General features: G+C 71.7%; 8 protein-coding genes. 4 read left to right on the top strand and 4 right to left on the bottom strand.

Going from position 1 to position 14,441, the window contains the following annotated elements:
• Window positions 1-100: 100 nt before the first annotated feature.
• Complete coding sequence (locus ACWCP8_RS12225; RefSeq protein ID WP_382840949.1) at window positions 101-1,696, bottom strand: sporulation protein; 1,596 nt, start codon at window positions 1,694-1,696, stop codon at window positions 101-103.
• Window positions 1,697-2,843: 1,147 nt separating this feature from the next.
• On the opposite strand from ACWCP8_RS12225, the gene ACWCP8_RS12220 reads away from it, so the two are divergent.
• Entirely contained in the window at window positions 2,844-4,955 is a 2,112-nt protein-coding gene (locus ACWCP8_RS12220; RefSeq protein WP_451115776.1) for an asparagine synthase-related protein, read from the top strand.
• Between the two features lie 50 nt (window positions 4,956-5,005).
• Here the strand turns inward: ACWCP8_RS12220 and ACWCP8_RS12215 are convergent, their stop codons facing one another.
• Window positions 5,006-6,994: a sigma-70 family RNA polymerase sigma factor gene (locus ACWCP8_RS12215; RefSeq protein WP_451115774.1), complete on the bottom strand. Its 1,989-nt coding sequence runs from the start codon at window positions 6,992-6,994 to the stop codon at window positions 5,006-5,008.
• Between the two features lie 378 nt (window positions 6,995-7,372).
• Window positions 7,373-8,254: a TetR/AcrR family transcriptional regulator gene (locus tag ACWCP8_RS12210; RefSeq protein WP_352264242.1), complete on the bottom strand. Its 882-nt coding sequence runs from the start codon at window positions 8,252-8,254 to the stop codon at window positions 7,373-7,375.
• Window positions 8,255-8,593: 339 nt separating this feature from the next.
• Here ACWCP8_RS12210 and ACWCP8_RS12205 point away from each other — a divergent pair, with 339 nt between their 5' ends.
• Window positions 8,594-10,000, top strand: a complete 1,407-nt coding sequence (locus ACWCP8_RS12205; RefSeq protein WP_352264244.1) for an NAD(P)/FAD-dependent oxidoreductase — start codon at window positions 8,594-8,596, stop codon at window positions 9,998-10,000.
• Between the two features lie 231 nt (window positions 10,001-10,231).
• Window positions 10,232-11,944: an ATP-binding SpoIIE family protein phosphatase gene (locus tag ACWCP8_RS12200; RefSeq protein ID WP_352264246.1), complete on the top strand. Its 1,713-nt coding sequence runs from the start codon at window positions 10,232-10,234 to the stop codon at window positions 11,942-11,944.
• A gap of 16 nt (window positions 11,945-11,960) precedes the next feature.
• On the opposite strand, the gene ACWCP8_RS12195 is transcribed toward ACWCP8_RS12200, so the two are convergent.
• Window positions 11,961-13,259: an MFS transporter gene (locus ACWCP8_RS12195; protein WP_352264281.1), complete on the bottom strand. Its 1,299-nt coding sequence runs from the start codon at window positions 13,257-13,259 to the stop codon at window positions 11,961-11,963.
• 132 nt (window positions 13,260-13,391) lie between these two features.
• Here ACWCP8_RS12195 and ACWCP8_RS12190 point away from each other — a divergent pair, with 132 nt between their 5' ends.
• The gene (locus ACWCP8_RS12190; protein ID WP_326629133.1) at window positions 13,392-13,949 is read left to right on the top strand and encodes a MarR family winged helix-turn-helix transcriptional regulator; all 558 of its coding nucleotides are present in this window, start codon (window positions 13,392-13,394) and stop codon (window positions 13,947-13,949) included.
• Window positions 13,950-14,441: the final 492 nt, after the last annotated feature.

Here is a 14,441-nt window from a genome sequence, read left to right as displayed (position 1 = left end):
CCCAGCGTGGCGCCGAGATTTCGGCCGGCGGCCGCCTGCGCGTCGCCCGGAGGACTCCGCGCAGGCATCCGAGGGGGCGGGCCTTGCCCGGGGGAGGCGGCTAAGCGGGCGCCACCAGCAGCGGTCGCGCCCGCTCACGCAGCTCGGCGACGCGCGGCTCGTCCCCGTACGGTTCGAGGCGGTGCAGCAGGTCCCGTACGTACTCGGTCGTCCGCGCCGACGAGATGCGGCCCGCCACCTCCACCGCCCGGGTGCCTGCCGCGCACGCCGCGTCGAGGTTGCCCGACTCCAGTTCGGCGACCGCCGAGACCACCAGTCGCAGCCCGTGCGAGCGGACGAACTCCTCGGTCGGCCGGGACAGCGCCTGTTCGGTGAAGCGCCGTACCTGCCGGGGCGCCTTCAGATCGCGGTAGCACTCCGCGGCGTCGGCGGCGAACCTGTCGTACGAGTAGAAGCCCAGCCACGACGGGTCCGCGTCGCCTTCCCGGGAACGCTCCAGCCAGCTCTCGGCGGCCTTGAGCGCCGCCCCTGCGGCCGGTGCGTCGCTCGCCTTCGCGTGGGCCCGCGCCTCGACAAGACGGAAGAAACTCATGGTGCGGGCGGTGGCGAGCCCGCGGTTGCGTTCGACAGCGGCCTGCGCGAGGTCGACCCCCTCGTCGGCGAATCCGCGATAGGTCGCCTGCAGCGACATCGAGGCGAGGACATAGCCGCCGAGCGGTACGTCGGCGGCGGCCCGGGCCAGCCGCAGCGCCTGGATGTAGTACCGCTGCGCGGCCTCCTGCTGGCCGGTGTCGAATGCCATCCACCCGGCGAGTCTGGTCAGTTCGGCGGCGGCGCCGAACAGTGCCCGGCCCACCTCGTCGCTGTACGAACCGAGGAGCAGCGGCGCCGCGTCCACCCGTAAGCACTCCGGCACCATGGAGGAGCGCCAGTCGCCGCCGCCGTACTTGGAGTCCCAGCGGCGGGCGTCCTGGGCCGCCTCCCGCAGCTTGGTCACGTCGCTGTGGCCGACCCGGAGCGGCGAGATGTCGTTCATGGAGTCGGGCCCCGGCTGTACGGGAAGGGCGGGAGCCCCCGGAGCGCCCGGCGCGCCCTCCGTGCTCGGAACGCCCGGTGCTGCGCCCGCTGATGCGCCCCGTTGCGCGCCCGGCGCACTCGGAGCGCTCTGTGCAGCCGGCGCACTCTGCGTGCCGAGGATCGCCGCCTCCGCGGCCGACGAGTCGCGTGCCACCGACGCGTCGGCGGGGGATATCAGCCAGCGGGACGCGGGAGTCGCGTACGCACTGACCGAGAACGAGCCCGCCAGCGACTGCCAGATCCCGCCGCCGCCCGCCCGCCGTCCGGCCAGATCCAGCCGGTACAACTCGGTTGCCGAACGCACCGCCTCACCCACATCGCGCGGGAAGGCAAGACCGACCTCCGGCGCCGGATCGGCGTCCGCGAGCCCGATCTCGTGCAGCGGGACCGGGCGGCCGAGTTTGGCGCCGATCGCCGCGGCGATGAGATGGGGCGCGGCGCCCTGCGGCACCATGCCCTTGGAGACCCATCTCGCCACCGAGGTCTTGTCGTAGCGAAGTGTCAGGCCGCGCTGCGCCCCGAGGTCGTTGACCCGCCGGGCGAGCCCGGCGTTGCTGATTCCCGCGAGGGCGAGAACGGTTCCGAGCTTCTCGTTCGGCCCGCGTTGCTCCCTGGACATGCGCCACCCCTCGACACACAGACGGCCGCCGCGTCACCCGTCGAGGCGCGCGGCATTCGTACCGTGTCCTCCCCAGGGACGGACCCCGGCACTCCGGCCGCACAGGCATGTGGCCGAGCCCCGAGGGATATGCCTCCTGCCGAGAACCTCAGTGAACCCAGCGTAGTTCGCCGCATCCCTACCGTTAAGGGGCAGACGTCCGTATGGCGGGATTGTTGCCCGTGCGGACGGACGCGGACGGACGGTGGAGGGAGCGCGGCGGGACGGAGGGGAGGCGGGAGAGTGCGAGGGGCGGGAGGGGAGCGTGAGGTGGGCGGTGGCGAGCCCGTCGTGACGATCCGGTCGCCCTGCCGGACCTGCCGGACCTGCCGGACCTGCCGGACCTGCCGGAATGCCGCTCCGGGCCCCGCGGGGCGAGCTCCCCTCGTGCTCCTGCCGTGTGGCCGTGCGCCCGGCCGTGCGCTGTTGTCCGGCCGTCGAGGGAGCGCTTCCATGGGTGCTGCGTGGGTCGGCCCACTGCACTGGACTCAGTGGGCTGGGGGACGCTGCCGCCTCATTCCCCGCAGGCGGCGGACCGGTCCGGGAGGCGAACCGTGCCTCCCGGACCGTGCGTGGAGCCGATGGGCGGCCGGCGGGGGGATCCGGTGGCGGAACCGGTGCAGGAGCCGGTACGGAGTCGGTGCGGATCCGGATCGACAACCTTGCCCCAAAACGGAATTTAACGGTTCATCACGTGCGACGTTCTCGCGTGCAGCGGTCGCTGCACCCTCCGAGAATGGCCGAATGACGTCGGTCGGTCGGGGTTGGGCCGAGCGTTTCGCGGACAGTCGGCGGGCTGTTGGCGGGCGGACCGGAGGGTGGCCGGATTTCAGCCGGTACGGTCCGGGGGCGGTGGGGAACGCAACCCCCGGAACCTTTGAGTCCGTTGCCCCGCAGTCCGCCACGCCGTCCGCGCCGCCGGGGCCGGGCGGCCGCCACCTGCCCTCCGGCCTTTGCCAGGGGCGCATGCGCTTCCGACGTGCGCCCTCCGTAGCCACTCCTGCGCGCCGTTGTCGTGGCAGCATGTTCGCAACGGCGCTGCATGCTCACGCAGTTCTCCCGACATGTTCCGGGCGCGCCGTTTTGTCCACAGCCTGTGGAGGCGGCGATGCGTTGGTTGGTGGGGTGGAGCAGTATCGCCGCGAGCTTCGGCACGGTCGGTGCGGTCGGCGGGGGGGACGAGGGGCACACGGTGCACCCCGTGGGCTCCCAGCTCCTGTGGGGCGACCCGGATCCGCTCTGGGCCGTCGGCGACTGGCGGCCCGACGAGATCCGGATCAGCACCCTGGAGACCGCCGAGGGCACACCCACTGCCCGCCTCGCCGTCCTCGGCTGCTGCGGCGCCACCGACGAACAGCTCCGGCTCGGCCTCCTCGCCGCCCGTGGCGGCGCGCTGCGCCATCTCACCGCCTGGGCGGGCAGTTACACGGCCGTCGTCCAGATAGGCCGACGGGTCACCGTCGTCGGGGACCTCGCCGGGGCCCGCCCGGTCTTCTACACACCATGGGCCGGCGGCACGGCGTACGCGACCGCCGCACTCCCGCTCGCCGACCTGATCGAGGCGCAGCTGGACATCGGCCACCTGGCCGCGCTGCTCGCCTGCCCCGAGACGCCGGAGGCGCTGCGCGACGGCACTCCGTATGTGGGTGTGAAGCGCATCCCGCCGGGGCACGCGCTCATCCTCCGCGAGGGCTCGCGCGAGATCACCGGGTACGAACCGGTGGCCTCCCTCGCTGTTGCGGCGCCCCAACTCGACCCGGTGAGCGCCGTGGACGGGGTGCGCGATGCGCTGGTCGAAGCGGTACGCGCCAGGCTCACGGCCCCGCGCCACGCCCCCGAGACCCTGCCGCCCGACCCGGGCCCGGTCCCCGGCATGGGCCCTGCCGAACGCCGCGCCGCCCGTGGCGCACCCGTCCCCGGCATCGGCGCCGACCTCTCCGGCGGCAGCGCCTCCGCCACCCTCGCGCTGCTCGCCGCGGGGCTGCCGGGGCTGCCCGGCACGCTCCTCGGCCACGGCACGGGAGCAGGTGAGCGGCTGCTCGCCGTCACCTTCAACGACCTCACCACCCGTGATCACGAGGACGAACTCCAACGCGCCGCGGTCATCGCCGCCAACCCGCGCCTGCATCACGTCGTCGTCGCCGCCGGCGAGGAGGCCCTGCCCTACGCCGACCTGGGAAGCGGCCCGCTCACCGACGAACCGGCCGCATCCCTCGTCGTCGCCGAACGCCACCGCCGCCGGCTCGCCGCGGGCAGCGCCGACCACTTCGTCGGTGACGGCGCCCGGCAGGTCCTCGACGCCCACCCGGCCCGCCTCGCCGACCTCCTGATGGATCGGCGCCGACGCCACCTCCTGCGCCCGGTCGCCGCCCTGGCCAGAGCCGAACGGCCGTCGGCGCACTCGTTGTTCGTCCCGCTGACCGTCTACCGCGCCGCACGCCGCCTGGCCCGTACGTCGTACCGCACCGGCCTCGAAGCGGCGGCCGACCGGCTCCCGGACGCCAATCGCCACATCCCCGGCCTCGACACCCCCGCCGCCGCCTCGCTCGCCGCGCTCACCTGGTCGCGGCCCGGCCCGGCCGCACGCTGGCTGACGGGAGAGGCACTCGCCGAAGTCTCGGTTCGTCTGCAGGAGGCGGCGATCCGCCCCACCTCCGTGCAGCGCCCCGGTGAGGCGCGCGCCCGGGCCGCGCTCGCCCGGCACGCCGCCGACCACCGGATCCTGGAGCAGGCCGCCGAGATCCGCAGCCAGCGGTTGCACGCCCCGTTTCTCGACAATCAGGTGGTGCGCGCCGCCCGCGCCCTGCCCGAATCGCTGAGGGTCCAGCCCGGCGCCCGCGCCGCGATCCTGCGCCGGGTCCTCGCCGGTGCGGGCATCCACGAACTGCCGGCGGGCTGGGGCACCCCCTCCCAGGCCACCTCGACCGCGGTCAACCGCACCGGCCTGCGCACCGCGCTCCCCGACCTGATCGCGCTCTTCGACGCCCCGCTGCTCGCCGACGCGGGCCTGATCGAGGCCCGGGTCGTGCGGAAGGCACTGCGCGCGGCCTCCGAGGGCGAACCGCTGCCCCTGGACGGCCTCGCCGACCTGGCGGCCACGGAACTCTGGCTCCGCCGCCTCGTCTCGCGCCGCGGCACCTGCTGGACAGGCACGGCGGCTCCCCGACAGCGCGCGGTGGCGGGCGGAGTGACCCCGGCGCGACGGACCCTGCAACGCTGACGGCCGGCCGCCGGTGCTGTCACCTACCGCCCGGCCCGAACGGCCGCGCCTCAGCCGCAGCTGATGCTCGACTCCGCCCAGTCGGCCGGCGCCGCCCCGTAGAACGGCGTGTGCGGTTCGACGACGAGCCGGATCCGCTGCTGCCCCGCGATACCGAGGTTCACCGGCACGGGCGGATGGTTGCCGTTCATCACGGGGGACCGCCACAGCCGTGCCCCGTCACCGTTGAACACGGAGAAGCGCACCGAGCCGAGCCCCGGTGTCAGATCGTCGACGCCGACCATCGCCTCATAACGGCTGCACGGCCGGTTCAGCTCGATGGTGACCGAGGACCTGCTCTGCACGGTCACCCCGTGCGCGTACCGCGTGCCGCCGATGGACATACCGGAGCGCTTCCAGACCCAGCTGCTCTCACTTGTCACCACCTCAGGCTCGGTGTGGTCGCCGACGACGGAGTAGCGCAACTCGCTGACCCGGTAGACGGTCGGTGGCGCGGGCGGCGGCGGGGCAGGAGCGGCCGTCGCGGACGGCTTGGGCTTCGGTGGTGCGGGGACCGGAGGCTTCGGCTTGGGCTTCGGCGTAGGTGTGGGGGTAGGCGTGGGCGGCGGAGGGTTCGGGGACCCACTCGGCGCAGTGGCCGGCAGCACGGGAGCGCTCGGCGGCTCGGGCGTGGGTGTCGGCTTCGGGGGTGGGGGCGACGGCACCGCGGGCGCCACCGCCGGAGGCCTGGCCACGGGCCTGGCCTCCGGCTTCGGCGACTCGCCACCGACCAGCGCCCACACCAGACCGGCCGCTGCCGCGACGGCCACCGCTGCCGCGATCCCGGCCTTGACCGGCGCACCCAGGCCTTCCGAGGCCGCCGCACCACCGGCCGAGCCGCCGGATGAACTCCCGCCCGTCGCCGCGGCGACGGCGCCCGCACCGGCCGCACCCGCGGCGCCACCCGCCACGATCCCGGCGGTCTTGAGCGCGTACCCGGCGGCGAACCAGCCGATGACCGCGACCGGAAGCAGTGCCGGAATCCCGGCGTTGACATGTGCCAGTTCGCCCGCGGCGACCCGGCACTTCGCGCACTCGTCCAGATGCTTGTGCAGCCCACGCTCGGCCCGGATCCGCAGCCCGCCCCGGGCATACGCGCCGAGCCGGTCCGCATAGCGGGCACAGTCGCCGCCGGAAGTGAGCGACTGGCTCACATGCGCCTGCAGATATGCCTGCTTCAGCCCTTCGCGGGCCCGGCTGGCCAGCACCGCCGTGGCGTTGGCGGTGAGCCCGAACAGCGGCGCGATCTCGCTCGGCGACTCCTCCTCGACGGTGGTGTGCCACAGCACCGCCTGCCAGCGCTCCGGCAGACTGCGGAACGCCTTCATGGCCATCGACTGCTCGGCCTCGTGCATCGCCAGGACGTCGGCGCCCGGATCCAGCGTGTCCGCGTCCGACACCTCGGAGAAACCGGCCGCCTGCGCGGCGAACACCGCGAAATCGTCGACCAGTTGCTCCCGTTTCGCCGTCTTTGTCCAAGCGGCTGCTACATGCCGGACGGCCGTCATCAGATACGCACGTACGGCTTCCTCCGGCCCCTTCCCGCCCCGAACCGCCTGCAGGGTGCGGGCGAAGACCTCGGCCGTCAGGTCGTCGGCGGTGTGGGCGTCCCTGCAGCAGCTCCGCGCGTAACGGCGCACACTGCCCGAGTGGCGCCGGAACAGCTCCTCGTACGCGAGGTCGTCGCCGTCCCGCACCTGTTGGATCAACTGAGCGTCGGAGGGGGCGAGTGCGGTGGTGCCGGAACCGCTGCCGCCCGCTCGCTGCATCGGTACGGCGGCTTCGGCTCCGATACCGCCGTCCGGCTCCACCGGCCCGCTGCCGACGGGCGCGGGCGGCCAGGAGCCCGGCAGCACATGGCCGCCTTCGGCGTCGTCGCCCGACCGCCCGGGGCCTGCCTGACTCGGAACCTGCCGGGCGGGCATCTTGCCGGCCTCCGTGCCGCCGCCCACGGTCGAGATGCCGTCGAGCGACTCTTCCTGCTGCCCGTCACCGCTCATCGCGGAAGCCCCCGTATGCACCTTCGGACCCGAACACCGGGCAAGAGTGTCACATGGCGCAATGGCGACGGTCGTTCAGTTCCCGCAACCACTCATCCGGGGCGTTTTCCCGAAACCGAGCACTAACAACCACTCGAACAGGGATGGAACAATGCGTCCGAGAGGCGGGTGAGTTGTCGAGCGCGACCCCGCACACACGGGCCGCACCGACTCCCCACACCACCCTCACCCGCCCGAAACGCCACCCTCACAGAGGCGAAGACCCTACGCGCGCAGGAGCCCGCCCGGTGGAGGCACGGATCGTGCCGGTGCAGACGCCCGGTCCGCCGGAGCCCGCACTGAGCCGGCGGCCCCACTCGAGCAGCCCGAACAACCCGCTCACGCCGGGCGTGAGCGCAGCCCCTCCAGCAGGATGTCCAGCAGCCGGGCCGAAGCGGCGGCCTGCTGAGCCGCATCCGGCAGCGAGGGTGCCGCCGTGGCGATGACGAGCAGCACATCCGCCACTGCCACATCGCGGCGCAGTTCACCCGCCGCCCGTGCCCGGTCGACCAGCCGGCCCACGACCTCCAGCAACTCGGCCGCACCCGTGTCGTCGTCCGCGAGCGCGTCCTCGTCGGCATAGCGCCGGCCGACGACCCGGAGGTCGGCCTGCGCCACTCCCTGCCGCTGGTGAGGCACCCGAGCCTCGTCCCGGACTTCACCGGAGCCGGAGCCCTGACCCGGGGCCGCGTCACGTGCGCTTCCTGGCTCTCCGACGACGGTCGAGTCGTCCACATCGACGCCGACCCGCAGTACCTGCGGCGGCAGCAGACGGCCCGCGCCCGAGGCCACGGACGTGCGCAGGAAGCGCGAGAGCGCCGACCACGGCTCGTCCTCCTGCCCCAGTGCGGCCCGCGCCTGGTCGGTCAGCCGGGAGGTCTCCTCCTCGGCTATCCGGCGCACCAGCACGTCCTTGCTCGGGAACCGCCGGTACACCGTGCCGACCCCGACCCGGGCGCGGCGCGCCACGTCCTCCATCGGGGCCCCGTACCCCAGCTCACCGAACACCTCGCGCGCGGCCCGCAGCACATGCTCGAGATTGCGCTGTGCGTCCACGCGCAGCGGCGCCGAGCGGGCGCCGCCGCCGGACCCGACCGTGGTTCCCACCGCTGTCCCCGCTCCGGCGGAACCCACCGAGCCGACTGTCCCCACTGTGCCGATTCGTCCGTTTCCGTCGGACGAGACAGCAGCAGTCTGCCAATGCGATTCCTGAATGTGCATAACTCTTCCCCCGGTTATGACGTCTCCCCCCGGAGACTCCCGCCGTGTCAGCCGGGGAGTGGATCACCATCCCAACCCGACACCCCGACGACATACGAACATAGTTGAGCCCGGGTCAATTCAGAAGGGGGTAGTTCCGCACGGAGCGCCCCCCGATCGGAGCAAGGACCGGTTGGTTCCTGTTTCCGCCCCACCCCGCCACCCCCGCTGCAACGTCTGACCTGCGCGCCTTCCGTGTACCCGGAGGGATCAACGACACCGGCCCCTGGAAAACCTCCGGCCACACAATTTGCCGGGGCTGTGGACAAATATCGGAGCACGATGCGTCATGGGGAGGTGATGGCTTCAGATTCCCGGGGGACACCCCCCGGCCCGCCGCCGGGTGAGCGCATTCTCGTCATCGGCGGCGGCTACGTCGGGATGTACACAGCGCTGCGTCTCCAGCGGAAGCTGAAGCAGAGACTCAAGTCCGGCGAGACCGAGATCGTCGTCGTCACGCCCGAGCCCTATATGACGTATCAGCCGTTCCTGCCCGAAGCCGCAGCCGGCTCGATCTCGCCGCGCCATGTCGTCGTGCCGCTCCGCCGCGTCCTGGCGCACTGCACCATCGTCATCGGCGAGGCACAGCAGATCGACCACGCCAAGCGCACCGTGACCGTCACCACCCTCGCCAGCGGTGAGGACGGCACGGGCGCCGTAGAGATCCCGTACGACGAGATCGTCATCGCGCCCGGTTCCGTCTCGCGCACCCTCCCGGTCCCCGGCCTCGCCGACCACGGCATCGGCTTCAAGACCATCGAGGAGGCCATCGGCCTGCGCAACCACGTGATCGAGCAGATGGACATCGCCTCCGCCACCCGCGACCCGGCCATCCGCGACGCCGCCTTGACCTTTGTCTTCGTCGGCGGCGGCTACGCGGGCGTCGAGGCGCTCGCCGAGCTCGAGGACATGGCCCGCTACACCGCCCGCTACTACCACAACATCAAGGCCGAGGACCTGAAATGGATCCTCGTCGAGGCCTCCGACCGGATCCTTCCCGAAGTCGGTGACGCGATGGGCACGTACGCCATCCGGGAGCTGCGCGGCCGCAACATCGACGTACGCCTCGACACCCGGCTGGACTCCTGCGAGGACCGGGTCGCCGTCCTCAGCGACGGCTCGCGCTTCCCGACCCGCACGCTGGTGTGGACGGCGGGCGTCAAGCCCGCCCCGATCCTTGCCGCCACCGATCTGCCGATCGACGAACGCGGCAGGCTCAGGTGCACGGCGCGGCTCACGGTCGAAGGCGCCGAACACGCCTGGGCCGCCGGGGACGCCGCGGCCGTTCCCGATCTGACCGCGGAAGAACCGGGCAAGGAGACCGCTCCCAACGCACAGCACGCTGTGCGTCAGGCCAAGGTCCTCGCCGAGAACATTATCGCGGCGATCAGCGGCGAACCGCTCAAGGAGTACCGGCACAGCTACGCTGGCTCTGTCGCCTCGCTCGGCCTCCACAAGGGCGTCGCCCATGTCTACGGGCGCAAGCTCAAGGGCTATCCGGCCTGGCTGATGCACCGTACGTACCACCTCAGCCGGGTGCCGACGTTCAACCGGAAGGCCCGCGTCCTCGCCGAATGGACCCTCGCCGGACTCTTCAAACGCGAGATCGTCTCCCTCGGCTCACTGGAACACCCGCGCGCCGAATTCGAACTCGCCGCGGGGGGAAGACGTACCGACGGCGACGGCCCGCCGAAGAAGGATGGCTGACTGTCAGTACGGTCAGTCACACTGGACGTGTGACCATAGGTGGGCTCACACCTGCACAGAGTGACCCGGCCGGCGGTGACCAACAGCGACCAGCACGACGAGGCCCGGCTGCGCCTCCCGGGGGTCCGGCCCCCGGTGCCCCCGACCCCGCGAGAGAGAACCGGAAGCAGAACCGGCAGAGGAAGCAGCCCGCCCGAGCGGACCAGACCGACACACGAGGCCAGAAATTCCGTGAACTTCACGCGTTGGAGCGCCCGCCTACCAGGAACGCGCCGTGCCGCCGCCCGGGACGACCGCAGTTCCGTGCCCGCGGCCCGCGCCGAGTACGCCAGGCCCGAGCCCGGGTCCGGCCCAGCGGACGGCGGCACCCCCGGGGCATCCGCAGAGATCTCTGAGGAGAGCGCCGACCAACTCTCCGGCCCCGCCCTGCTGGAGGATCTCTCCGCCCGCGAGATCCTCGGTCGGCTGCCCGCCCTCGTCGCCCTCGTGCACGGCCCCGACCACCGCATCGCCTACGTCAACGACGCCTACGCAGCCGCCTTCGGCCCCAGACCCACGGGCGCCACCGCCGCCGAGGCGATGCCCGAGCTCGACGAGCTGAGCCTGCTGCCCCTCATGGACCAGGTCCTGCGCAGCGGCACACCCCGTACGGTCAAGTCCCGCAAGGTCCGCAGCGGCAACTCGTACACCGTGACCTGCACCCCCGTCGCCACGCCCGCCGGTCTCCCCGCGAACGGCAGGAACAAGGGGAGCGAAGGCGGCGTCCTTTTGTACGCCGCCGATGTCACCGACCACGCCGAAGCGGCCGAGCGCCTGCGTACCAGCGAACGCCGCCACCGCGAAACGGCCGTCACCCTCCAGCGCTCCCTGCTCCCGCAGGAACTGGAGCAGCCCGACGACCTGCGGATCGCCGCCACGTACCAGCCGGGCGGCACGGACGCGGCGGTCGGCGGCGACTGGTACGACGTCATCACTCTCGGCGCGGGCCGCACCGCCCTCGTCATCGGAGACGTGATGGGCCGCGGGGTGCGCGCCGCCGCGGTGATGGGCCAGCTCCGCACGGCCGTGCGCGCCTACGCCCGTCTCGACCTCCCGCCGCACGAGGTGCTCCAGCTGCTCGACGGCCTCGCTGCGGAGATCGACGCCAGCCAGATCGCCACCTGCGCCTACGCGGTCCACGATCCGAACGAGGGACGGCTCGTCTACGCCTCCGCCGGCCACCTCCCGATCCTCGTGCGCGACCAGGACGGCACGGTCCGCCGTGCAGAGGACCCGACCGGACCGCCGCTCGGCACCGGTGGCTGGATCCACACCTCCGACACGATCGCGCTGCCGCCCGGCTCCACCGCCGTCCTCTACACGGACGGCCTCGTCGAACGTCGCAGCGAGGACATCGACGAGGGGGTCGCCGCCCTGGAGCGCGCCCTCTCCGGTGCCAAGGGGTCCCCGCAGGTGGTCTGCGATCGTCTGATCCGCTCCCTCGGAGTCACGGCCGAACACGACGACGACGTGGCCGTGCTGGTGGTCCAGCACCCTGCCCGCACAGGGACGAACGCGGAGTTGTTCCACAACGCCTCGCTCGATCTGCTCGGCGGCATCGAAGCGGCCCCGCGCGCCCGCGCCTTCGCGACCGGCGTCCTCACGTCGTGGCGCTTCCCGGTCGAGCTGTGCGATCTGGGCGTCCTGGCCGCCAGCGAACTGGTGGCGAACTCCCTCCAGCACGGCACCCCGCCGATGCGCCTGGGCCTGCGCCGCACCGACCGCCGCCTGATCATCGAGGTGACCGACGGCGACGACCACCTACCGCGCCGCCGCCGCGCCGAACCGGCGGACGAGTCGGGCCGCGGCATCTCCATCGTCGCGACGATCGCCGCGTCCTGGGGCAGCCGCCGCACACCGGGCGGCGGCAAAGCGGTCTGGTGCGAGTTCGCGCTGCCTCAGTGAGCGTCAGCGGGTGACGTCACCGAGCTGCAGCGGGCTCGGCCACCATCCCGGCCTCCGGCAGTGACACGGCCACCACCCGCGACGGCACCGCCGCGAGCGAAGGCTGGTCCTGTACAGGGGTGAGCCGGCGGCCCAGCCGCAGTGCGAGCACGGTGATGCCCAGGGAGAACAGCACGAACGTCACGATGTACGGCCCGTGCAGCGAAGCCCCCATCGGCCCGCCCACAGCCGGACCGACCGCCAGCGCAAGCTGCTTGACCAGGGCGAACGCCGAGTTGTACTGACCGATCATCGACTCCGGGGCAAGATCGGCGACCAGCGGCGCCACCGTCGGCGACAGCATCGACTCGCCGAGTCCGAACAGTGCGTACGTCGAGATCATCGCGGCCGTCGCCATGGTCTGGCTGCCGTGCCCGAGCCCCGCGTACCCCGCCACGATCCAGGCGAACGCCCAGATCAGGCCGACCGAGGCGATGACCCGGCTGCGCTTGCGTCGCTCGACCAGCCGCAGCACGACGAATTGCGCCACGACGATGACCGCGGTGTTGGCAGCAAGGGCGATACCCAGCGTCGAGGGCTCGATCCCGGCAGCCTCGGTGCCGTACGCCGCGAGACCGGACTCGAACTGTCCGTAGCAGGCGAAGAACAGCACAAAGCCCAGCACACACAGCTGAACCATGGCCCGGTGTGACAGCAGCGCCTGCAGCCCGCCCTTCGCGGTGGACCCGTCGGTGGGCCGGGCATCCGCGATCGCAGGAGTACGAGGCATCCGCACTGTCCCGGCGACGATGCCGAGCACGATGAACATCGCCGCCTCGATCAGGAACAGCAGCGTGAAGGTCTCCGGCCGGCGCGTGTCCACGATCTGCCCGCCGACCAGTCCACCGATGCCGAGCCCCAGGTTCTGCAGAAAGAACTGCATGGCGAAGGCGCGTGTACGGGTGGCCGTGCTGGAGCACCAGACGAGCATGGTGGCGAGCGCCGGCGACATGACTGCTGTGCCCGCGCCGAGCACGGCCGCCGACAGTACGGCGGTCGTCACATTCGACGAAAGGCCGAGGGCCGCCGCCCCCACGGACGCCACCACGGCGGCGACGATCAGCACCGGCATCGGACCGCGTCGGTCGATGGCCCGTCCGGTGAACGGCAGGACAGCCAGCGCAGCCATGGCGAAGACCGCCAGCACGACTCCCGCCGTACCGGCGCCCAGATCCCGTACCTGCGCCACGTAGACGTACAGATACGGAACGGTGAAGCCCACACCGAACGCGCTCAGCGCGCTCCCCAGCTGGATCCGCCGCAGCGCTGCGCCCATTTCCCTGGTCACACTCACCTACCTCAAGCTCACGAAGGACTGACGTCCAAAGACTTTAACAGTAAAGTTAGAGCTTCAACAGTACAGACCGAAGGACTTCGACGCCAATGAAGGCGTGCCATACTGCCCGCCATGTCTGACACCACCGAGCCCTCCGGCCTCCAGGAGCCGAGCCTCGACGAGCAGATCGCGGCCTATCAGCGCGAGTTCCGGGACCTGGACCCCCAGGTCGAGCAGGTCGTCTCGGCCCTCGGCCGACTGAACCGCCGGATGAACGTCGGCTACGGACGTCAGCTGGCCGACCTCGGCATCAGCAACGCCGAGTGGGAGGTCCTCAAGACCCTGGTCGTTGCGGGCTCCCCCTACCGGCTGGGCCCGGGCGAGCTGGCCAAGCGCCTCGGCCTCACCCCGGCCGCGATGACCCACCGCATCGACCGCATGGCGGGCGAGGGCCTGGTCACCCGGGACAGGGACGAGAACAACCGGGTGCGCGTCATCGTCGAGCTGACCGACGAAGGCCGTACGAAGTGGCTGGAGGCGATGCGCATGGCGTCCGCCTTCGAGGAGGACCTGCTCCAGGACCTCTCGGGCGACGAGCGCGGAGCCCTCGGCGAGATGCTGATCCGCCTCCTGCGCCGGGTGGAACATGCCCAGCCGGACGCCGGCGGCCGCCTCACCGACCTGGACTGACCCACGCCGGGCGAGGGGAAAACGGCTTGACCTGACGGAGTTGACACACCCCCCGTCGATCCGTAAGGTTCTTCGAGTTGTCACGGAGCCGGAACGGTTCTGCGGCAGTCGATCCCGCCGCGAATGCGGCAACCAAAACTCTGCACGATCTCCCACTCGGGACGATTTCGGCATGCCGGAATTCATTTCGAAGGCTCGATTATGAGCCGCCGGGAAAATCCGCTAGAGTTTGGACGTCGGAACGGCCCAACAGCCGGGAAGACAAATCCCACTGACTGGGAATCAGGCCCGAAAGGATCTGATAGAGTCGGACTCGCCGGAAAGGGAAACGCGAAAGCGAAAACCTGGAAAGCGGAACCCGCTTCGACCGGGAATCGGACACGAAAGAGTCTGATACAGTCGGAAACGCAAGACCGAAGGGAAAGCCCGGAGGAAAGCCCGAGAGGGTGAGTACAAAGGAAGCGTCCGTTCCTTGAGAACTCAACAGCGTGC

Source organism: Streptomyces sp. NPDC002206 (assembly GCF_053593595.1).
This window is presented reverse-complemented; position numbering and strand designations above follow the sequence as displayed.